This window comes from Bifidobacterium tibiigranuli, assembly GCF_022655035.1.
GTDB lineage: Bacteria > Actinomycetota > Actinomycetes > Actinomycetales > Bifidobacteriaceae > Bifidobacterium > Bifidobacterium tibiigranuli_A.
Genome location: NZ_JALCUA010000003.1, coordinates 163,190 through 184,012, shown reverse-complemented (window position 1 = coordinate 184,012; position 20,823 = coordinate 163,190). Strand labels below are relative to the sequence as shown.

General features: G+C 62.2%; 30 protein-coding genes. All 30 read left to right on the top strand.

All coding sequences use genetic code 11. The features are described 5' to 3' along the window. Nucleotides 1–29: 29 nt before the first annotated feature. The 30 genes from LKK40_RS05185 (at nucleotide 30) to LKK40_RS05045 (ending at nucleotide 20,810) form a co-directional block, all read left to right on the top strand. The gene (locus LKK40_RS05185; protein WP_304309749.1) at nucleotides 30–287 is read left to right on the top strand and encodes a hypothetical protein; all 258 of its coding nucleotides are present in this window, start codon (nucleotides 30–32) and stop codon (nucleotides 285–287) included. After that, complete coding sequence (locus LKK40_RS05180; protein WP_304309748.1) at nucleotides 277–759, top strand: single-stranded DNA-binding protein; 483 nt, start codon at nucleotides 277–279, stop codon at nucleotides 757–759. Before LKK40_RS05185 ends, LKK40_RS05180 begins: the two co-directional genes overlap by 11 nt. A 12-nt stretch (nucleotides 760–771) precedes the next feature. Then, nucleotides 772–1,242, top strand: a complete 471-nt coding sequence (locus LKK40_RS05175) for a hypothetical protein (RefSeq protein ID WP_304309747.1) — start codon at nucleotides 772–774, stop codon at nucleotides 1,240–1,242. Between the two features lie 129 nt (nucleotides 1,243–1,371). Continuing rightward, a complete protein-coding gene (locus tag LKK40_RS05170) occupies nucleotides 1,372–2,769 on the top strand; it encodes a ParB/RepB/Spo0J family partition protein (RefSeq protein ID WP_304309746.1) in 1,398 nt (465 codons plus the stop codon). Then, entirely contained in the window at nucleotides 2,766–3,824 is a 1,059-nt protein-coding gene (locus tag LKK40_RS05165; protein WP_304309745.1) for a hypothetical protein, read from the top strand. The genes LKK40_RS05170 and LKK40_RS05165 overlap by 4 nt, the downstream gene beginning before the upstream one ends. Next, nucleotides 3,821–4,447 carry a hypothetical protein gene (locus LKK40_RS05160; RefSeq protein WP_304309744.1) on the top strand — a complete coding sequence of 209 codons (627 nt, stop codon included), beginning with the start codon at nucleotides 3,821–3,823 and terminating at the stop codon, nucleotides 4,445–4,447. Before LKK40_RS05165 ends, LKK40_RS05160 begins: the two co-directional genes overlap by 4 nt. Before the next feature lie 83 nt (nucleotides 4,448–4,530). Next, on the top strand, nucleotides 4,531–4,893 hold the full coding sequence (locus LKK40_RS05155; protein ID WP_273328452.1) for a hypothetical protein: 363 nt from the start codon (nucleotides 4,531–4,533) through the stop codon (nucleotides 4,891–4,893). Then, a complete protein-coding gene (locus LKK40_RS05150) occupies nucleotides 4,886–5,098 on the top strand; it encodes a hypothetical protein (RefSeq protein WP_304309743.1) in 213 nt (70 codons plus the stop codon). Before LKK40_RS05155 ends, LKK40_RS05150 begins: the two co-directional genes overlap by 8 nt. Before the next feature lie 217 nt (nucleotides 5,099–5,315). Continuing rightward, nucleotides 5,316–6,197 carry a hypothetical protein gene (locus LKK40_RS05145; RefSeq protein WP_304309742.1) on the top strand — a complete coding sequence of 294 codons (882 nt, stop codon included), beginning with the start codon at nucleotides 5,316–5,318 and terminating at the stop codon, nucleotides 6,195–6,197. 144 nt (nucleotides 6,198–6,341) lie between these two features. Next, the gene (locus tag LKK40_RS05140) at nucleotides 6,342–6,638 is read left to right on the top strand and encodes a hypothetical protein (protein WP_273328458.1); all 297 of its coding nucleotides are present in this window, start codon (nucleotides 6,342–6,344) and stop codon (nucleotides 6,636–6,638) included. 61 nt (nucleotides 6,639–6,699) lie between these two features. Then, on the top strand, nucleotides 6,700–7,032 hold the full coding sequence (locus LKK40_RS05135) for a hypothetical protein (RefSeq protein ID WP_304309741.1): 333 nt from the start codon (nucleotides 6,700–6,702) through the stop codon (nucleotides 7,030–7,032). A gap of 135 nt (nucleotides 7,033–7,167) precedes the next feature. Beyond that, nucleotides 7,168–7,386 carry a hypothetical protein gene (locus tag LKK40_RS05130; protein WP_304309740.1) on the top strand — a complete coding sequence of 73 codons (219 nt, stop codon included), beginning with the start codon at nucleotides 7,168–7,170 and terminating at the stop codon, nucleotides 7,384–7,386. Between the two features lie 12 nt (nucleotides 7,387–7,398). Continuing rightward, complete coding sequence (locus LKK40_RS10715) at nucleotides 7,399–7,692, top strand: HNH endonuclease (protein WP_368491454.1); 294 nt, start codon at nucleotides 7,399–7,401, stop codon at nucleotides 7,690–7,692. 271 nt (nucleotides 7,693–7,963) lie between these two features. Next, on the top strand, nucleotides 7,964–8,287 hold the full coding sequence (locus tag LKK40_RS05125; protein WP_304309739.1) for a hypothetical protein: 324 nt from the start codon (nucleotides 7,964–7,966) through the stop codon (nucleotides 8,285–8,287). Further along, nucleotides 8,232–9,776, top strand: a complete 1,545-nt coding sequence (locus tag LKK40_RS05120; RefSeq protein ID WP_304309738.1) for a terminase large subunit — start codon at nucleotides 8,232–8,234, stop codon at nucleotides 9,774–9,776. Before LKK40_RS05125 ends, LKK40_RS05120 begins: the two co-directional genes overlap by 56 nt. A 21-nt stretch (nucleotides 9,777–9,797) precedes the next feature. After that, nucleotides 9,798–11,084: a phage portal protein gene (locus LKK40_RS05115; RefSeq protein WP_304309737.1), complete on the top strand. Its 1,287-nt coding sequence runs from the start codon at nucleotides 9,798–9,800 to the stop codon at nucleotides 11,082–11,084. Then, on the top strand, nucleotides 11,081–11,752 hold the full coding sequence (locus LKK40_RS05110) for an HK97 family phage prohead protease (RefSeq protein ID WP_304309736.1): 672 nt from the start codon (nucleotides 11,081–11,083) through the stop codon (nucleotides 11,750–11,752). Before LKK40_RS05115 ends, LKK40_RS05110 begins: the two co-directional genes overlap by 4 nt. 2 nt (nucleotides 11,753–11,754) lie before the next feature. Further along, nucleotides 11,755–12,948: a phage major capsid protein gene (locus tag LKK40_RS05105; protein WP_273328474.1), complete on the top strand. Its 1,194-nt coding sequence runs from the start codon at nucleotides 11,755–11,757 to the stop codon at nucleotides 12,946–12,948. Between the two features lie 78 nt (nucleotides 12,949–13,026). After that, entirely contained in the window at nucleotides 13,027–13,401 is a 375-nt protein-coding gene (locus LKK40_RS05100) for a head-tail connector protein (protein ID WP_273328476.1), read from the top strand. After that, nucleotides 13,398–13,874: a hypothetical protein gene (locus LKK40_RS05095; protein WP_273194051.1), complete on the top strand. Its 477-nt coding sequence runs from the start codon at nucleotides 13,398–13,400 to the stop codon at nucleotides 13,872–13,874. Before LKK40_RS05100 ends, LKK40_RS05095 begins: the two co-directional genes overlap by 4 nt. Next, entirely contained in the window at nucleotides 13,874–14,047 is a 174-nt protein-coding gene (locus LKK40_RS05090; RefSeq protein WP_273328478.1) for a hypothetical protein, read from the top strand. The genes LKK40_RS05095 and LKK40_RS05090 overlap by 1 nt, the downstream gene beginning before the upstream one ends. Then, a complete protein-coding gene (locus LKK40_RS05085) occupies nucleotides 14,044–15,081 on the top strand; it encodes a phage tail tube protein (protein WP_304309732.1) in 1,038 nt (345 codons plus the stop codon). The genes LKK40_RS05090 and LKK40_RS05085 overlap by 4 nt, the downstream gene beginning before the upstream one ends. After that, on the top strand, nucleotides 15,081–15,662 hold the full coding sequence (locus LKK40_RS05080) for a hypothetical protein (protein ID WP_304309731.1): 582 nt from the start codon (nucleotides 15,081–15,083) through the stop codon (nucleotides 15,660–15,662). The genes LKK40_RS05085 and LKK40_RS05080 overlap by 1 nt, the downstream gene beginning before the upstream one ends. Beyond that, nucleotides 15,659–16,021: a hypothetical protein gene (locus LKK40_RS05075; RefSeq protein ID WP_304309729.1), complete on the top strand. Its 363-nt coding sequence runs from the start codon at nucleotides 15,659–15,661 to the stop codon at nucleotides 16,019–16,021. Before LKK40_RS05080 ends, LKK40_RS05075 begins: the two co-directional genes overlap by 4 nt. 29 nt (nucleotides 16,022–16,050) lie before the next feature. Next, entirely contained in the window at nucleotides 16,051–16,224 is a 174-nt protein-coding gene (locus LKK40_RS05070; RefSeq protein WP_273328486.1) for a hypothetical protein, read from the top strand. 4 nt (nucleotides 16,225–16,228) lie between these two features. Further along, nucleotides 16,229–17,806: a hypothetical protein gene (locus LKK40_RS05065; RefSeq protein WP_304309726.1), complete on the top strand. Its 1,578-nt coding sequence runs from the start codon at nucleotides 16,229–16,231 to the stop codon at nucleotides 17,804–17,806. A 10-nt stretch (nucleotides 17,807–17,816) separates the two neighbouring features. Beyond that, nucleotides 17,817–18,545, top strand: a complete 729-nt coding sequence (locus LKK40_RS05060; protein ID WP_304309724.1) for a hypothetical protein — start codon at nucleotides 17,817–17,819, stop codon at nucleotides 18,543–18,545. Between the two features lie 4 nt (nucleotides 18,546–18,549). Beyond that, nucleotides 18,550–19,689: a hypothetical protein gene (locus LKK40_RS05055; RefSeq protein ID WP_304309723.1), complete on the top strand. Its 1,140-nt coding sequence runs from the start codon at nucleotides 18,550–18,552 to the stop codon at nucleotides 19,687–19,689. A 3-nt stretch (nucleotides 19,690–19,692) separates the two neighbouring features. Then, nucleotides 19,693–20,460, top strand: a complete 768-nt coding sequence (locus tag LKK40_RS05050) for a hypothetical protein (RefSeq protein WP_304309722.1) — start codon at nucleotides 19,693–19,695, stop codon at nucleotides 20,458–20,460. Further along, the gene (locus tag LKK40_RS05045) at nucleotides 20,457–20,810 is read left to right on the top strand and encodes a hypothetical protein (RefSeq protein WP_304309720.1); all 354 of its coding nucleotides are present in this window, start codon (nucleotides 20,457–20,459) and stop codon (nucleotides 20,808–20,810) included. Before LKK40_RS05050 ends, LKK40_RS05045 begins: the two co-directional genes overlap by 4 nt. Nucleotides 20,811–20,823: the final 13 nt, after the last annotated feature.

Genomic DNA, 20,823 nt, shown 5'->3' with positions numbered 1-20,823 from the left:
CATTTCAAGCCAACCAACGATAGGAGCAATTGATGGCATCTGATGATGATGGCCGCGAGGAGGGCACCAGCCTGTTCTCGTGGCCCTTGGACTCGGTGGGGATCCGGATGGGTGCGGGCGACCTGCTCGATAGCCTCCTGGACACAATCACCGAGCTGAACCATACGACGGCGTGGCCGCTGACCTTGTTGCCGCCGCGTCCACGCGACGTGATCGTGGATAGGGACAGGCGACAGGTGAGCGCCCTGTGCATGTGGAAGCGCAAGGAGGCCTCCAATGGCCGGTGAAACCGCGATGACCATAATCGGGAACCTCACGGCTGATCCGGAGATCCGCACCACCAATGGCGGGCAGATCGTGGCCAACTTCACGATCGCCTCCACTCCTCGCGCATTCAATAAAGGCTCGGATCAGTGGGATGACGGGCCGACCCTGTTCATGCGGTGCAACGCGTGGCGCGATCTCGCCGAGCACTGCGGCGCCACGCTGTCGAAGGGCGTGCGCGTGATCGCGCAGGGACGGCTCTCCCAACGTTCGTATCAGGCGCAGGACGGGACGAACCGGACGGTGTGGGAGCTGACCGTGGACGAGATCGGGCCGTCATTGCGCTATGCGACCGCGCAGGTGACGCGCACCAACCACGCGGGCCCGACCGCGTACGGCAATCCGACCGCGCCCGCCCCGGCCGTCAAACCGGCGGCGAACGAGGCGGCGGCCACGGATCCGTGGAACCTGCCCGACGGCACGGACGAATACTAAACGAAAGGACACATGATGTCGAAGAAGAAGATGGTGCAGGACGCCTTGGTGCCGGACGAGATCACGCCCGTCATGCTCCTGCAGCTATCCAAGGCCGCGTTCCGGGTGCGCCTGGCGAAGATGCTCGCCTCGCGCACGAAAGAGGACTACATCGCGAAATACAAGAACATCGACGCGATCACCGAGGCGTTGTACGACGCGGACGACCTGGCCCAATTGATCATCGACGCGGGCTTCGCGATCGAGACCATGCTCGTCAAGCCCAGCAAAAGCCGTGAGCTGATCATGTTCGGCGATCTGCGGCGCAGCCTGAATTCGTTTGAAGGCTGGCACCTGAGCGTCGGCCAGGAAGGCAAGGACGACGGCGCGGGCGGTGCCACGGATGATGCCGATGAGCCGGATGACGCGGACAACCCTGATGCATCCGGCGATGGGGACGAGAGCGTGGATCCGGAGACTGGCGAGATCAAGGGGGACGAGTGATGGCGGCGCACAAGCATGGCCGGCAGGCATTGGAGCACGAACGGCAGCGCAACCGTCGCAGGCGGCGACCGCACACCATAACAATCAACATCAAAACCTACAGGACCAAGGAGCAGTGACCCGCATCAAGTGAGCATACAAATCGTAGACATACCCCTCAGGCAGCTCGTCCCGAACCCCGACAACCCCCGCACCGACGTGGGCGACGTGAGCGAGCTGGCCGCGAGCATCCAGGCGCAGGGCCTCAAGCAGGAGCTGCTCGTCACCCCCGCCGGCGCGGACGGCAACGGGGCGCCCCTGTATCGCATCGTGATCGGCCACCGCAGATTCGCCGCAGCCCAGCTGACAGGGCTCGAATACCTGCCGTGCAAGGTCGAGGAGATGACGGCCCGTCAGGAGCGGGAGGTCATGCTGGTGGAGAACACGCAGCGCGCGGATCTGACGCCCATCGAGGAGGCCGACGGCTACCAAGGGCTTCTGGATCTCGGCGCCGGTGTCACGGAACTGGCAGGCAAGACGGGGCGGAGCGAATCGTTCGTTCGCCGCCGCCTGAAGATCGCCGCCATACCCAAGGAACTGCGCGGCAACTCCAAGACCTTCGCCCAGCTCTCATTGGCCGACCTGGACGCGATAGCCGAATTCTCTGACGACCCCGAAGCGCAGGAGCAGCTGCTCAAGGCCGCCGGCAGCCATAATTTCAACTACACGCTGCAGAACCTGACGAATGAACGGTTCAGCCGGCGGTGGGACGAGCAGGCATACCAGTACTGCAGGGAGCACCATATCGAGGTCGTCGAGCTAGGCGGCCAATCGGCATTCAATCTGCAGCCCGACGGCTACCAGTGGCTCAGTGACATCCGGCGCGGCGACCCGTTCGGAGAGCAGTGGGAGCGGCTCACGAAGGATGCGGAGGGCGAGCCGTGGCTGGCGCACAACACGTACGGGTGGAGCATGAGCACCCCCAAGACCCAAGAGCAGCTCGAACAGAACGCCAAAGACGAGGAGGAGCGCGAGCAGCGTCGCGCGCAGCGCAACGAGGCTGAGGAGCGCCGCGACCGGTATGCGGCCGACAGCCTGGAACTGAGAAGCGCGTGGATGCGAAAACACCTCACGAGCCTGAAGGCCATCCCCCTGCGCGCCGCGTGCGCCCGCCTCGCGTTCCAATCGCTCACCGGCGAGGACGGATTGCATGCCGTGAGCTTCTACGACACGGAGAGCCGCGACCTGTGGGAGGCATACAACATGCTCGCCCCCACTCCCCTGCCCGACAAGACCGAGGAAGCGGGCGATGAGTATTGGACGGCGGAGGTCCTGCGGCGCAGCGAGCAGCCAGGAGCGCTCTTCCGCGAGCTACTCGTGTTCCTGTGCGCGCACCTCGAGGCTCGCATCGAATGGGACGAACCGGCTGGCGTGGCCGTGGCCGACGAGTATTATGGCGTGCTCGAATCGCTGGGCTACCCGGTGAGCGACGCGGAGCGCGAGGCAGTGTACGGCGGCTTCCTGCCCCAGAAACCGGACGAGTCATGACGTGGTTCATGGTCGATGACGGGTTCTCCGACTCGGCGCAGGTTGACGACCTGTCCCTGGCCGCCGTCGGCCTCTGGGTCAAAGCGGGCAGCTGGGTCGGCCACCAGCGCCAGCGGTACGGCGACGAGTACGACGGCCTGTTCTCCATGCAGCGCGTCAAAGCGCTGGGCGGCTCGCCCAAGCTCGCCCAGGCGCTCGTGGACGCCAAGCTCTGGGAGCAGCGCAAGACCCACTACAAGGTCGTCGAATCGCCCACGACATGCAAGTTCGCTGGCGGCAAGGAGCTCTCCGAAGCCCGCTCCAAGAGCGGCAGCGCGGGCGGCAAGGCCACGGCCGCCAAACGCAAAGCGGCAAAGGCCAAAGCAAAACCGCAAGCAAAACGTCAAGCAAGCGCTACAGCAAAACCGCAAGCAAAAGCCGAAGCAAGTGCTCAAGCAAGTGCTACAGCAAACGGTCAAGCAAAACCCCTAGCAAAATCGAAGCAAACCGGCAAGCAAACTTCCAGCAAAGGGAATCCTATACCGATACCTACTACCCATACCGATACCACCCCCTTGCATCCCCCCGCCGAAAACCGCGAACCAAATGCCGTGACCATGGCCGATGCCGAGGCCGGCGTCCTCGCGGACCCGTTCACCGCGGCGTGGAACGCCTACCCACGCCATGCCGGCAGCCGAAAAGCCGCTCAAGACCGATGGCACCAAGCCTTGGACGGCGCCGAGGGCATGCGCCAAGCCACTCCCGAACAGCTCCTTGCCGCCGTGCTCCGGTACGCCAAAAGCCTCGAAGGCGACGCCCGCTACGCTCCCGGCATGGCCAAATGGCTCCAAACCGGCCAGTACACGGAATGGCTGCCCAAACAGGCCTCGAGGAGCTACGAGTGGGGCGGCATCACCCGAGTATGGATCCGCGAGCACATCACCCGCCATCTGCCGCCCGGCACCTTCACCGAAAGCCGGGAACAAGGCTTCTGGGCCGAGATCAAAACCGGCCGAGACCCGATCGAAACCGCCACGGAAATCATCGAAACCATCAACGGAAGGAACCCAGCATGAACGATAATCAACCCGCCAGCATCGAGGCCAGCCGGCACGTTCGAGCCAAGGCCAGCCGTGATCTGCTGCTGTGGATGGACGTGGAAACCAGCGGCCTGGACCCCGACAAGCACAGCCTGCTCGAGGTCGAGCTGCGCGTCACCAGCATGCAGGCAGACCTCTACGCGCAACAGTCATGGCTCCTGCCCCTCACGGACGACATGGTGTTCAGCCAGTGGGCGCTCGAAACCCACACGGCAAACGGGCTGCTCTCCGACATGGCCCGCGCCGACCGGGGCATCGAGCAGATCAGAACAAGCATGCGCCAGTTCCTCGCCGATTACGAGTCATGGAACCTGCACCCGGCAGGAAGCTCAGTGCACTTCGACATCATGTTCCTCGAAGCGAATCTACTGCAGGTCACCCGACTGCCCGGCATCCACCACCAGCGCATGGACCTCACCAGCCTCAGGCTCGCCATCGAAGCCAGCGAACCGGGAAACTTCCAACGCCTGGCCGATGGCCTGCCCGAAACCGACCACCGATCCGCGCACTGCCTGGACAGGGACATCACCCTCTACCAGCGCATCACCAAGCATTGGGCGAACGAACCCAACCACAAGGGCAAGAAAGAAGTGAAATGAGCCAACCGACAAGGGCGACCTGTGACCTAGTGGATGCGCGCGACGAGTCCTGCTGCGCACGCTGCGGCAGAAGCCTGTACAGCGTGCTCACGTTCAGCCGTCACCATCGCAGGATGCGCTCGCATCCGTTCTCTAGCCTGCATCTGCCGGGCAACGTGATCGACGTCTGTGGATCCGGCAGTACGGGATGCCATGGATACATCCACGCCCACCCGGCCGAGTCCTACGAAAAAGGATGGCTGGTGAGAGGCAACGCCAACCTGCTGCCGACCGACGTGCCCATCCTGACCGCCCGACACGGCTGGATCCTGCTCGACAATCAAGGCCACTGGACACCAACCCCGTCACAGGAAAACAACACAGAAGGCACGCAATGCGACTCACAAGAACCAATACCAAGAAAACCAATTCTGCGCTCGCAGACATGGAGGATGCCCAGTGACTAGTCAGAAGAAACGTGAGATAGTGCTGCACTGGCATGAGCGTGGCATCGAGAACGCTGCCATCGTGCGATTGCTGGGCATTCCGATAGACGAGGTGCGGGCCATTATCCATACGTCCGAGCACCCCGCCCTAGATGCGAGCGCGATGCCGTTGTTCATCCAGCCTCCTGTGTTCGGAGGTGGTGATGATTCTCTGGCGGCGTCATGAGTGTCGGGGATGAGCATGTGTCGATTGATTGGTCGGATCCGGATATTCAGGCTTATGTCAGGGCTTGCCGGCGCGGTGGGTCGCAGGAGCAAGAGCCTGTGAGCACTGAGGGCATGACAGATGCTCAGAGGCGCCATGAGTATTGGCGGCGCTGGTATGCCAAGCACCGGGCCGAACAGCTCGACAAGAAGAAGCGCGAGAGGGAAGAGGGAAAGCGATGAGCTACTGCCAGCGTTGCGGTGCCATATTGGGCGGCGTGGAGTATACGCTGTGCCTAGAATGCGAGCTTCGGTTCGGCCTGCTGCTCCTGCGGTTGGGCATGGATGTCGTACCGTTGCACGACAGCCTGGATGCGACATTGCATCCAGGCGGGCATTCGCCCACGCGCATTATCCTTTCCACACCGCAAACGCCAATCCGCCTCGACGTGCTCGATCTCATCGACATCCTCGACAGCACATCTACCGAGCTGCTGCGACGTCTGGACGGTGTGGACGCGCTCGAGGCCACGGCGACTCCGCCAATGGGATTGCGCGACGCCCTATGGCATTGTGCGGCGCACGTGCGGCTGGCTAGGCTGCCAGACTCCGGTATGTACATGGATACGCTTACCCGTCTGGCCGCTAAGATCGAGCGCGTGCTCGACCCGCCCGAGCAGCGACGGGCGATAGGCGTGTGCGAGCTGTGCGCCACGCCGCTGACCGCAGGAAAAGACGACCAGTGGGTGACATGCCCGGTCTGCAAGCGCGAGCAGCAGGTGCTCGTCGTCAAGCTCCACCGGCTCTCGCGCCTGTGCTTCGACGCCAGCAGATCCGCGAGCGCATCTTGGATTGCCAAGGCGTTCACCGACAGCGGGCTTCCGCTGCGGCGCAACACTATCAATCAATGGGCGGCGCGCGGCAAACTGCTCTCGACCGGCAGGAAGGACGGCAGTCCGCAGTACCTGTATTCCGATGTGTATCGGCTTGCGCTTGCCCCGAATTCCAGTGCGGCGCAGGCGACTTCGGCATTGCGTCAAACACTGCTGCAGCGAGTCGCGTCGCTCGTCGCACGACGCGCCTACATGCTATGCGGCGAGCGATCGGCTGAGAATCTTTAGACATCGGCTTGCGAAAATCCCAAGTGTCACCGATTATTGCAGTGGGAGAAGTGGCTGAAAAGCCAGATAATCCGTTGAAATGTCAATGGCTGGCACCTAGGCGTTTCAACGGATTGTTTCTTTGCAGCTGGTAATATTCACCGTATGCCAGCCAACAATAATGACGAGAATCTTCGCCAAGCAAAGGCACGTGCCTTTGAATATGTCTCCAAACAAATTCAACGTCTCGACGGATGTCCGGTTTGCCACGGCAACCAATGGCATATATCCGATTCCACGTTCACCATGAACGAGGTCGATGCCACTGGGCTGACAGGCAATGTGTTCCCTGTGGTACCAGCCATCTGCGCGACTTGCGGCAATGTACTATTCTTCAGCGCCCAAGAGGCCGGAGTAGTCGACGATTGGCATTTCCAAAGGGACGGCGGAAATGCCCGGTAGTCAAATGCTAATCCAGGGACACTTTTCAGTGCCATTGCCAACATCCGAGGAGGCGAGAATCGTGAGAGTCGTAGAGCTCGAACACGTCAAACGGGATGTCGGCGATATTCCCGACGGTCAGAGCAAGTTTGACAACGCATTCTGGGGATTCCTCGGATGCGGAGCGCCATTCCTCATCCAAGCACTAATCTCAATTCCCGAAGGCCTCGATGCTCTGCAGTTGATTCTTGGGATTGTCCTCATCGCAGTCGCTGTGCTTTTCCTCTATTTCGCTCAGAAACAGGAGGACGAAAAAACCAAAGCCATCGAGAAAATCCGACAGGACATAGACGACTTCTCGAATCGAGTTAGAGTAGAAAAAGAACCCGCCGGCCTTCACGACTCTTTCTCCTGATGGCCATAGAGACCGAAGCCCCGCACCGTCCTACCCAATGGATGGCACGGGGCTTCGCCATATCCGCAGGAGTCGCTGCCCGAAGCAGCATACGTTCGAATCACACCATCCCGTACATCGACGATTGGAATTATTATGGCCGATAACACATCAATGCAAGCCACCTTGGGCACAGGTGACGCGGATCCGACCCAAGCGACTGTCACCCTTGACATCGTGGACGAACAGGGCAAGCACGTCGACCTCGCCGCTGGCATGCCCGCAAGCCTGCCGGCAGGAACTCTCGAAGCTATCGCGGGCCTTACCAGCGAGAGCACGGCGGCTGACATCGTGGCCGCGCTCCAGCACCCGTGACCCATGTAACCAATGTCATACCGTCCAGGCCCAGACCGTGAGCCCACCGGCAGGGAACGACAGCGGCTCCTGCGCCTCGTATGCCCGACCGGCAGCGTCTGCGCCCTGTGCGGCAAGCCGATAGTGTTCGGCCTGAGGCCACGCCACCCGCTCGGCCCGAGCATCGACCACATCCTGCCAAGGTCACTGGGGGGCACGTGGGCCATGGGCAACCTGCAGCCAGCGCATTACGGATGCAACAGCGCGAAGCAGAACAGAATTCAACGAATCGAATCGCAAAACCACATTCGTTCCCGCAACTGGTAGCCCCACTGCCGTCTGTCGGCTGCGATTGCCACAGAATTTTTTAAGAAGCGCGCAATGCAAGACCCGCGCAGTTTCCATTTTTTCTCTCCCCGAGTAAACCCGCGAACCCGTGACACGGGCCATGTTGGAGGCGGCTATGACGATGCCTGAGCATGGCACGCGCGCACGCTACCGGCGCGGATGCAAGTGCGAGAGATGCAGGAGCGCGAACGCGTCCTACGCGAGAGGACGCAGGAAGAGACTGGCGCACGGCAGAGCCGAATCCGAACGATTGGATCGCCTCAAAGTCATCGAAGCGCATGCGCCGCAGCGCGCCATATGGGTGCCGGGCGGCTGCGTGGAGAAGATGGCGAAGCTCATCGAGCAGTATTGCTCGGACGGCAGGCTCGACCCGCGTGACCCGGTCACGGATCTGCGTCTCGCGGAGCTCATGACGGCGGCGACGATCATGGACGCCCCAAAGCGTTCGAATCTCTTCAAGGACGAGGTGAAGGTGGTGGCCGACCTGCTGCACGAGCTGGGAGTCGTGGAGGCTGCTGATGCTGGATCCAACGAAGCCGCTGCGCTTGTGGCAGCGATCCGGGGAACCAGCTGACGGCGAATGCGCGCCGCGCTGGATGACACCGCGCAACCCACACAGGGAGACGCGCGGCCCTGAGCTGGTGCGCATCTCCCGCCTGCTCGGCGTCGAGCCTTTGCCCTGGCAGCGCGACCTGTTCGACGTGGCCTACGAGATCGACCCGCGGACAGGCAGCCTATGGTACGGCGAGATCGTGGTGCTGGTGCCAAGGCAGTCAGGCAAGACCACGTCGACGCTTTCCATCAACACGCATCGCGCAGCCGTGTGGCCTCACGCCCAGCAGATCGTCTACATCGCGCAGGACGGCATCCGCACCGTCAAGAAATGGGAGGAGCAGGTGCTGCAATTGCAAGCCAGCCCGTTCCGCCAGCTCATCAAGCCGAACCGCATGCACGAACTGGAGCCGAACCGCACCAACGGACGCCAGCACCTGGACTTCGTGACAGGCTCCCAATGGTGGCCGGACGTTCCCAGCGAGGACGCCGGTCACGGCAGCACGAACGACCTCGGATTCATCGACGAATACTGGTCGCAGGTCGACGACCGAGTCGAGAAGGCGCCGCGCCCCACGATGATCACCGTCGACGACTCGCAGCTCTGGTACCTCTCCACGGTCGGCGAATCGAAGATCCGCTCAGCGCCCCTGTGGGCGAAGATGCAGGCAGGAAGGAACCGCGTCGAATCGAAGCTGGAATCGCACAGCCTGTACGTCGAATACAGCGCTCCCCCGGACGCCGACCCGATGGACCGACTCACCTGGTGGCACACGATGCCCGCGCTCGGCTACACGCAATCCATCCGCAAGATCACCGACGAGCTCGAACAGGACACCAGCAAGAACCATTCCCTGTTCAAACGCTCGTTCCTGAACATCTGGCCCGACGAGAGCACAGACGACTGGCCCATCCCGCGCGACGCGGTCGCCGCCTGCACGGATCCGCACTCCACGATCCCCGAGGACACGAACCTCGTGTGGTGCGTGGACATCGCGCCCGACCGCTCCGCAGCATCCATAGCAGTGGCGGCGGTGCGCGCGGACAACATCGTGCACTTGGAGATCGTCGACCACGGGCCGGGCACCGACTGGGTGATCGACGGCGACGACCGGCCATCATCCGACCCGCTGCACCTGCACGGCATCAAGCAGCTCACCGGCAAATGGGGCGGCAGAACATGGTTCGACTGGCAGACCGTCGGATCCCTCGCCCCGCAATTCGCCGCTCATGGCATCGACGCGCAGCCGCTGCCCGCATCCGAGATCAGAGTAGCCGCGCCCGGCCTATACGACGCGATCCTCAACAAGCAGGTCGCATTGCTTGGCCAATCCGAACTCGCCGACGCACTGTCCGTGGCTCAACGCCGCCCGATCGGCGACGGCTGGGGATGGGCACGAGGCAAAAGCCTCAAAGAGATCACGCCGCTCATGGCCATCACACTCGCGCACCGCGCGCTCGCCAAGGACATGCCCGACTGGGGATACGACCCGCTCTCCGGCATCTGGTAACCAATCGAAGGGACTCCCGCGATGGGCTTTTGGAAGAATCTGTTCGGCCCGCAGCAGCGGAGCATCGACGGACAATCAGTGTTCGGCGACAGCTGGAGCCCGGACTCGCCGTGGACTGATATCAGCGGCGACAACGTGCTGCGCGTCGCCAGCGTGTTCGGCGCCGTCAGGCTGATCGCCGACGGCGTGGCCACCCTGCCCTGGGGGCTGTGGCAGTCAGCCGGAACCGGCAGCGCCCCTTCGCGCCTGCCCGACCCGGAATGGTTCGAAACGCCGGACGACCGGTTCAGCACCTTCGACTGGATCCACCAAGGGCTGGTCGAACTGCTGCTGCACGGCAACGCGTACGGCATCGTATGGAGGCGCGACGACGGCAGCGTGCGCGAGATCGACTGGGTGCCACGCAGCGACGTGACAGTGCAGGACATCGACTCCTCCTCGCAACGCCACTGGCCACGATACTGGGTCAACGGCGTCGAGATCCCCGCAATACGCTCCCCCCTAGGCATAGCCCAGCCCGCAGGAACCCCATTGATGCTGCACGTTCCCGCGTTCGCGGTGACCGGAACCGTGCGCGGCATCAACCCGATCGCCCATTTTCGCAGCCAATTTGAAATGAGCAGGAACGCGACGGACACAGCCAACTCGTTCTTCGGCCAGCGCGCCCCGATCCCCGGCGGCATCCTGAAAAACGATCAGACACTCAACCAAAAGCAGGCCGACACCGCGAAGCAGCGCTTCCGCGATTCGGTCAAGCCCGGCGACGTGGCGACATTGGACAAACACTGGTCATTCGAGAAAGTCACGTTGGACGCCGGCGACCTGCAGTTCCTCGAGACCATCAAGGCATCGGCCACGCAGATCGCCGTGATCTTCGGCGTGGACCCCCGCGACATCGGCGGCAGCGAAGACTCGAGCCTGACCTACAGCACCGTGGAGGGCAACGAACGCAAGCTCGTGCTGCGCACCCTGCAGCCATGGGCCATCCGATTGCAGCAGGCACTCTCCCCGGTAGCGAACCTCGACAAGCCGTTCGGCGCTCCGCGACGGTTCGTAAGATTCGACCTCGACGCCCGTAGCAAGCCCGACGCCCTCACGTGGGCGAAGGTGCAGTCCGAACGTCTCGACAACGGCACCCTGACATTGGGAGAAGCACGCGTCGACAACGGCGACCCCGCGCTCAGCATGCAGGACGTCGACGACTGGCAGACCTGGTACCGCACCACCAAGAGCAGCAGCCAAGCCAAGTCCGAATCCACATCACAATCCGTGTCCGAAAGCACATCGAGCACACAGGAGGCATCATGACCATCACCATCCCGCATGAACTGCAGCGCGTCGCCAGCCCCCAGCCAGCGATCTTCCGGACAGCCGACGATTCGGAATCATCCCCCGGCGCGCTCGAAGGCATTGCCATCGCCTTCAACACCGAAAGCCGCGACCTCGGCGGCTACCACGAGATCATCGACCCCACCGCACTCATGCGGCTGGACGACGGCGCATTCGACCTAGAGAAGAACGGGCGGGTCATGGCCCGCCTGAACCACGACAGCAACCTCCTGCTCGCCACCACCAACGCCGGCACCCTCACCCTCACCGCCGACCAGGACGCCCTGCGCTACCGCATCGCCCTTCCCGACACCCAAGCCGGAAGAGACGCCGCCGCCCTCGCAGCACGCGGAGACCTGAGCTACAGCAGCTTCGCGTTCTACATCCTGCCCGACGGCATGAGCTGGGAGATGGACGAGCAAGACGACTACGTGGCACGCGTCACCAGCCTGCAACTAGTGGACGTTGCCCCTGTCTCAGACCCTGCCTACTGGACAAGCTCAGTCGAACTCGGCCGCGCATTCGAAGAATACCGCACCAAGAAAACTACTGGCACCAAACTTCCCACGCCACCCGGCGCGGGCGATAATGAGCGTTCGTTCCACCAATGGGCGTCGCTCCAGTCAATGATCTCAATGAAAGGATGATCATGGAATCAATCAACGAGGCGCTGGAGCGACTGCTCAACGAGCGCACCAAGTTCGTCGAAGAGAAAGTCAAACCCCTCTCAGAAATCGCCGCCAGCCGCAGCTTCACCCCCGAAGAGGAAACCACCTCCGACGAATGCAAGACACGGCTCAACGCGATGGACTCCACCATCAGCCTGCTGCGAGACGAAATCAGCATGCAATCCAAAATGCCCCAAACCACCAGCCGCACACAGGACAACGGAATCAGCGAACAGCTGCGCTCGCTGCTCGTGGAACGCAACTCCACGCAGCAGACCATCGACCTGAAGACGGATCTCACACGAGCGTTCAAACGCGCCCTGACCACCGACCCCAGTCAGACGGGCGCAGGCTCAGAACTGGTGCCGACGACATTCGCGCAATCCCTGATCACGCCACTGCGGCAGATGAGCGGCCTCCTGCAGGCCGGAGCGCAGCCCCTGTCCACCAGCACCGGCGAAGAGATCCTCTGGCCGAGGGTCAAAAGCTACGGCGAAGCCGCGAAGAACATCAAGCCGGGCGCGACCATCGGCGGCACCGACATGTCATTCGACCAGGTGAGCTCCAAGACATCGAAATACGGTCAGATCGTTATGACCCCGCGCGAGCTCATCGAGGATTCCGCGATCGACATCGAAGGGTTCGTCGGCCAAGCCATCGGCCAGAACGTCGGTCTGGGCATCGACTCGGACGCGCTCGACGCGCTCCTGCCCGGCGACGGCAAGGACAATGCGATCACGCTCACAGTCACTGGCGCCGCAGTCACGCCGACCTTCGACGAAATCATCGACCTAGAATCCTCGGTGATCGCGCCATACCGGGTCGGCGCCGCCTTCCTCGTCTCCCCAGGAGCGGTCAAAGCCCTTCGCAAGATCAAGGACACCACCGGCCGCTACCTCTGGCAGCCCTCCCTGCAAGCCGGAGAACCGGCAGTCCTCGACGGCTACCCTGTCATCGAAGACCCGTTCCTGCCCGACCCTGGCACAAGCAAGGCCACGATCCTGTTCGGCTCGTTCAACCGCGTCATCATGCGCGTGGTCAACTCGCTCGCACTCGAACGCAGCGACCAGTTCGCCTTCGACAAGGACTCCATCGCATGGCGCGGCATCCTGCGCGCCGGCGTCATCCTGACCGACGCGAACGCGCTCGCCGCATTCGTCGGCAAGGCTGCCTGAGAAGCGGCCCCACTCGGGCGCTGACAGCCATACGGTCAGCGCCCCGCTCTTTCCCCTCCAACCCCCATGGGAGGCATCATGGCAGATGCAACGCCATCGAACTGGCCGATCACTAAAAACGATCTGCGCAACGCGCTGTCGGTCGGCCCAGCTGAATACGAGGACACCGAACTCGAACTGTACGCGAAAGCCGCCTGCGAGCGCATTGATGTGTTTACCGGCCGTGATGTGGATCCGTCGAAGTGGGTGCTGGCGGATGGGTCGGTGTCGTCGTTGTTCGTGCTGGCCGCACGGGAGACGGCAAAGCTGTGGTGGCAGCAGTCGCATACGGTGCGTGGCAGTTTCCGTCAGGGCGATGTCGGGGAGTTGTCCGGCGTGCCTATGGGCGCTGAGCTGCCGCGCAAGGTCGAGGGCTGGCTTGCCGCCTATCTGCCTGAGCCGGGCATCGCATGAGCACGGGCATCAGCGCGCATACTGCGGCGCATGAGGCGAAGATGGCGTTGGCCGAGGCTTGCAGGACGGCGCTTTCGGGATTGCCTGTGGATGTGAATTTCGGGTTCCAGTGGCCGTTGGTGCATGACGATTGGGTGTCGGCGACGACCATTGATACGAGCGTGACTGATGTCACGGTGGGGCCGCGGCGCAATCAGGAGGAGATCATCACGCTGCACTTGTCGGTCGGCGCGTTCCGTCACGGGCAGGATGAGCAGGCGGAGATCACGGCCAGCGCGGCGGCGTTCGATTATCTGCAGCGGATCTCCGACTATGTCACTGATGTGGATCCCACGCTGGGCGGCACGGTGCTGTGGATCATCCCGTCTGATCTGCACACCGACGGGGCCACTACGCAGGATGATGCGGGGCAAGGCCGTCTCATCGAGATCGATGCGTCGTTCAAGGCGATGCACAGGATTAGGAGCATGTGATGAAACTGAGGAATATCAGCCCGTTGGGCGCATTGTACGTGCCTTGGCTCGGCAGAAGCGTGGGGCGCGGCGAAACGGTCGACATCGAGGATTCGGACGCGCAGTATTTCCTGCCTCAAAGCGAGGTATGGCAGCGGTCGGATGATGCACAGGATGGGGAGGCGAAACAATGAGCACGCAGATCGACAGCCAGTTCGGCATCGGCTTGGAGACCACGTACGGCACGCCCGTGGCTCCCACGCGCTTCTTCGAGTCCGAAGGCAAGATGGATACGAAGCCCAAGTACGTGGATTCCAGCGTCCTGCAGCCGTTCACCCGGGTGAAACGCCTCGACCAGCATATCCGTGTGCAGCAGGAGGTCTCCGGGGATCAGGAGCTTGACATTCCCACCAGCGGATTCGGGTTCCTGCTGCACGCCGCGTTCGGCAATAGCGCGATCAGCCAGCTCAAAGCGGCCGACAACATCACACCCGTGCAGGCATGGCAGCAGATCCACACGCTGTCGCTGAACGACTTCCTCCCCTCGTACACCATCCAGGAGCTGCTCCCCTTGCTCGGCGGCGCGCAGAAGCCGCACTCGTTCACCGGCTGCCAAGTGGACACGCTGGAGATCGACGCGAAAGCCGCAGCGGCGGTCACCGCGAAGATCAGCTGGTCCGGACGCGACATCGACACCACGCAGCAGCCAGCTGCAGCCAGCTACCCCGACGACCAGAGCATCTTCACCTTCATCTCCGGCAGCCTCGGCTATCAGGGCACGCTCACGCCACCGACCGCAACCGCATTGGCGAGCCTGGACAAGCCAGCGGCCACCAACGTAACCGCAGTGACCGTCACCGTGAAGAACGGATTGGACGGCAACGGGTTCACGCTCGGCGGCCAGGGATTGCGCCAGCGTCCGCAGGCATTGGGCATCGCCGAAGTCAGTGTCAAGCTCACCGTCGAATTCACCGACACGATCCTGCGCGACGCGTTCCTGGATGGCACCCCGCTGCCATTGCTGCTCACGTTCCGCGGCGAACAGGATATCGCGCCCGGCATCAAACCGGCATTGCAGATCATCCTGCCAGCCGTGGCCATCACCTCTGGACTGCCCCAGTCAAACGGCGGAGACGTGATCAGCGTCGACACCGAGCTGACCGCTTTGGACGACGGCTCGCATGATCCGCTCACCATCGCGCTGGTGAGCGGGGATTCGGCGTTCTGATGGCCGAACAGGAGGGGCTATGGGCGGAGATCCCCAACGAATCCGTCAAAAGCCTGCGCGAAAGCCTGCAATCGATGCCCAAATCGATCGCACGCGACGCTCGACGCGACCTGCGGCATGTGGGCGACGCGATCATCGCCGAGCAGAAAGGCATCCTCGACGGCTCCCTGCCGGGCAAGGTCGTCGCATCCGGCAAGGAATTCCACACCATCCACTACAAGTCCGGCACGACGCGCGTCGTCACACGCACCCGCTACGCGACCCTCGCCCGCGCCGGCGCAGGATCGTCGGGCGCGATGCGAGCCGGCATCGGCGCTGGGCTGCGCACACGGATCGTGGCAGGCAAGACACGAAGCGGCCTGAACATCCAGACCACGTCCTCGCGCATGCCGCCCGGCAAGGAGTGGATGCCGAAGACCTGGCAGAAGCAGCGATTCCGCCACCCCGTATTCAACGGCGGAGGCTGGGCCAGCCAGGCAGGGCAGCCATACTTCTTCGCTCCGGTCATCAAAGGCCGTAACGACATGGTCAGACGCATGAACACGATCATCGACGACGCAATGAAAGAAGCCTCGAAATGAGAATCATATGGGACGACGGCAACACCTACCCCGCCAGCCGCAACCCGCTGGGCGACAGCCCCATCAGCCTCGTCGCCGAATTCCAGATCGCCTCCGGCATGAAAATGGCCGACATCGACAGCATCGAACAGCAGGACGCGCTCGCATTGCCGCTGATCTTCTGGTTCGCGCTGCACAAGCATGGCATCGCGGTGAACTGGAAGAAGCTGTGCGACCACAGCCTGGAATGGTATCAGGAACGGCTGCAGGCGGACGAGCAGGATCTGCCCGCTGACGACACTACGGCTGGGCCAGTCCCAAAAGAACCAATCTCCGGCGCTCCGAAAGGGCGTCACGCGACGTTGGCTTCCAGCGGCTGATCGACGACGAGCCATGGATCCGCGACCAGGTGTGGTCGCGGATCCTCGTGATCTGCCAGGCGCAGCACTGGCCGGGCATCACCCACAGCAACGTGTGGAGCCTGCCATTGAACGTGTGGCTGACGCTGGCCGTGTCCTGCGACCGCGTCGTAGCGCAGGAAGCCGAGCAGATCCGCGACATGAAACGACAGGCAGGAAGGTGAGCTCATGGCTTCCAAGGATTTCATCATCAACATACTGGCCGACGCGTCCAAAGCCGAGAAGTCCATCGGATCGCTCACCGGCAAAGTGCAGGGCGAGCAGTCCAAATGGGGCATGCTCAAAGGCGCGGCGACCGCAGCCGCCGCCGGGGCCGCGACCGCCGTGGCCGGATTCGCCAAGAGCAGCATGAGCAGCTTCCAGTCCGCCGCAAGCGGCATCAAAGGCTACCAGCGCATCACCGGCGGGACAGTGGAGCAGGCCAGCGCATTGCGCGGCGCGTTCCAGCAGGTCGGCATCGGCGCGGCTACGTCGCAGAAAAGCCTGCAGACGTTCGCGAAAAACCTGAACACGGCGAACGACAACGGCAGGAAGGCCGCAGCCATGACCAAGCTGCTCGGCATCGGGTTCACCGACGCGCACGGGCAGATCCTCCCCATGAGCGAGCTGCTCCCGAAAGTCGCCGACACGTTCTCGAAAATGCCCGACGGGCCCAGCAAGAGCGCCGAAGCGATGAAACTGTTCGGCAAGCAGGGCGCCAGCATGATCCCCATGCTCAACCAAGGATCAGCCGGCGTGGAGCAGCTCATGAAAAAAAGCTCGGATCTGGGCCTAACCCTGAGCGGGCAGGGGGTGGACGCGGCCACGAAGAACGCCAAAGCCCAACGGGACATGAACCTCGCATGGCAGGGTGCGCAGATCCAGCTCGGCCAGTTCCTCATGCCCATCCTCACCCAAGTGTCCACGTGGGCCGCAGGAGCCACCGGGTGGATGACGCAGCACCGTACGCTCGTCTATGCGCTGGCCGGAGTGATAGGCACGCTCGCCGGCATATATGCGGCGTTCAACGTCGCGACCGGCGTGGCGAACGGCCTGAGCGCGATCCGCACGCTGATGATGGGCTCCGAGACGGCAGCGACCACAGCGGCCACAGGCGCGCAGACCGGGTTGAACATGGCAATGAGCCTGAACCCGGTCATGCTGGTCGTCATGGCCGTCGCCGCCCTCGTCGCGGCTTTGGTGCTGTTCTTCACGAAGACGAGCCTGGGACGCAAGCTGTGGGCTGATTTCACCGGCTTCCTCGGCTCCAGCATCGCGAACATCCGCCAGTGGTTCGGCAGCGCGGGCGACTGGATCGTGGGCAAATGGCATGGCCTGCTCGGCTTCTTCCACTCCATCCCCAGCGCGATAGGCGCGGCATTCAGCGTGGTATCCGATCTAATCACCGCGCCGTTCCGCTCCGCATTCGGAGCGATCAAATCATTCTGGAACAGCACGCTCGGCGGCAAGGGCTTCGACATACCCGACTGGGTGCCCGGCGTGGGAGGCAAGAGCTTCCGCATCCCCATGCTCGCCAAGGGCGGCACCATCACCTCGCCCGGCCTGGTCATGGTCGGCGAACGCGGACCGGAAGTGCTGTCCCTGCCGACGGGCGCTAGTGTGACGCCATTGAACCGGGCGCAGGAATCGCACTCCAGCACGACGAACAACTACCGCTATGAAATCAACAGCAATGATCCAGGCATCGTCATGGCCGCAATAGACGCGATGAATCGGCGCAGCACAGTGGCAATACCGATCCGATAGGGGGAATGCCATGACCAGCATCAGCATAAAGAGCGACGCGAAAACAATATCACTGACTGACGGCTCGGAACCCTATCATGACGGGCCGTTGCGAATCGTCACGGACGGGCTCAAAGGGCTCGGAGCAGTGCCGCCTCGCGAAAACGGAATCGACATCCCTCAACAGGACGGCACATGGTGGCCCTCGCGTCTCACCTCCGGAGGACGCACCATCAGCATCACCGGGGAAGCGGTCGGCCTATCCAGCATCGAAACCGCAAACCTGCAGGACAGAATCTGCGATCTGATGACTCGGACGCTCACAATCATCATCCAGGATGCGCACGGGCGAAGACACATGAGCGGGTGGATCGCCCAGGACCCCGAACCATTCATGCTTATGGGCGAGCAAATCTTCACGTTTACGCTCATCATCTACTGCCCCGACCCACTGAAATACGGTGATCCAGTCACATTCATCGCCGCAGGAGGAATGCTGCACGTCGAAAACGCAGGCCGCTCCCCATCATGGCCTCGTCTGCACGCCGACAACGTCACATCCCTGTCCCTCACATTGAAAGACAGAACCATACTCTGGACAGGGAGCAACACCAGCCTCGACCTCGACCTGCGCGATATGATCCCCAGTTCAGGCGCAGTATCCGGCCGCGCATTCAAAATCCCGCCAGGAAAGAGCATCATCTACGTTTCAGCAAACGCAAGCAAAGTATCAATGACCGTCTATCCGGCATGGAGATGACCAAATGACGTTGAACCCACTGATATGCTCCGTATTCGGACCCCTCGGAGAACCGATGTTCCAGCTCCCGTACACAACAGCGCAATGGTCGGACACCATCAACGAATCCGGCAGCCTCCAAATAGGCATACAATACTCGCAAAACACGCTCAAAATCCCCAAAGGACTCTACGACGCCCTGAAAATGTGGGGGGCAATCATCGCAGTGCACCGCACCGACCCCACATCCGGCGACGAAGAAGTGAAACATGCAGGCCCGCTCATCGACTACGACTATGACGCAATCCAACGAAAACTCAGCCTGACCTGCGGCGGTGGATGGAGCCTCATGACCATACGCCTCGCCCTCAGCCACGATCTCGACCCCACTTGGACCGACGGCACCCTGCTCATCGACGAAGACCACGGTGCAGGCGCCTGGACCATGCTGCTCAACGGGACCTACAGCGACATCTCACGAAAACTCGTCAACGAAGCCATGAAATGGGGAGCCCTGCCCATCACCCTGCCTGAACTTCAAGAAAACGGCAACCACCAACTCCAACTCAACGGCTTCGACCTAACCCCCGTATCCGACCGACTCGCCGACATCACCGCGCTCGCCGATGGGCCTGAAATCCGTTTCGACCCACGAATCACAGAGTCCGGATATCTCACGTTCGATTTGCGCGTGATGTCCGAGATCATCGATCATCAATGGCTTGAGGGCGGCACGCCAGGCGCATGGGATTCATCCGTCCCCGGCCAGAGGGTCAGACTCGTCAAAGTCACCGGCAAAGGGGAGAACATGGCCAATCAGGTATATGTGGCTGGAGGAAAATCAGGCGACAAGACCATCATCTGCAGGAAAAGCTCGGATCCCTCGCCCGTACTTCTGCAAGTTGCAGACAAAACCCGCACCACCGTCACAGATCTGAATATCCTCAGATCGGCGGCCGTATCAGACATCGCCTACGGCTCCCACCCCGACGAGACCATGAGCATCGAAGTCGGCGAGGAATACCACGTGATGCCCGGCGACATAGCAGATCTGCGCGTCGATGACGATTTCATGGGAGAAAAGCTCCTGCACCTGAAAATCACTGACGTGAGCGGAGACTCATCAAAGGATTTGCTCACCGTGCAGGCGAGATCAAGAGGATAATCCATGGACGAAGAAGCGATACCACGCAAATACGCGCCAGGACGTGGCGACGAGAACATGAACGCGCGACGCGCCGAACAGCGCCGCAACCGCGAGAAAAACGAGGCGAACAGCCCTACCGGCACGGAGATAAGCCAGCTGAGCGCGAAGCTTGATGCGCTGACCGCATCGCTGGCGCTGCTCACTTCGTATCTCACCGGGCAGCAGGGCTATGGGGAGAACAACTCATCGTACGATGACGGATCCTCGCAGTCGGGGAATATACACGATTTCATGTTCGTTCCCTACGACACGAAGTATGACGCATCGCTTGCGTTCGTCGCGCCCAAGACAGGCGTCGCGCAAGTGTCGCTCTCAGCATGGATATACCTGGGCGTGAACGCCTACGGCGACACTGCGTACGGCGTCAACGCGCGTGCCGGCGTGGCCTTCGACCTGCTCGACGTATCGGGGAGCCCAGTGGCCGGGTATCCCAGGCGAGAGGACGCCGTGCAGGCGACCGTTGAGACGTGGGGCACGAACACAGCGAATGTGATGGGAGCATCCTATGCGAACATCGCGCGCATCCGCGGGATGACGCCTGGGGCATCGTACACGCTGCGCACGCGGCGCTGCCGCTACGGGTACGCGCACGACGGCGATTCCAACGTCATACCGATGCCGGAGCACGGCTGGTGGAAGACCACCATCGCCTATCCGCGCGCATCAGTGGTGCTCGTGGCTGGCGGGGACGATGAGACGACCGATGCCGGGAACGGAGACGAGTCATGAACGGTGTGTACGAGGATATGGAAACGGTAAGGGCCGATCTGCTGGTACATGCCGGCACGAGCATGCGCTACGGGATACAGACGCTGGTGCAGAGCGAAACGGGCGGCGAATACATGCCGCTGGACATGTCGCAATGGACAGGCCAGTTCGTTCTGGCCACAGAAGATGGTGCGATCCTGTGGCAGCGCGCCCTGTGGTTCTCCAAGGACGGGTGGGCGGTCATCGACATCAACAAAAACGTGTTCAATGACGGGACGTTATCGTATACGGGCGGACTATGGCGCATGAAGGCCACCGCGCCCGACAACCACGTTGAGCGGCTGGGCGAGGGCTACTGGACGCTGAGCTGAGAAAGCTAGGAGG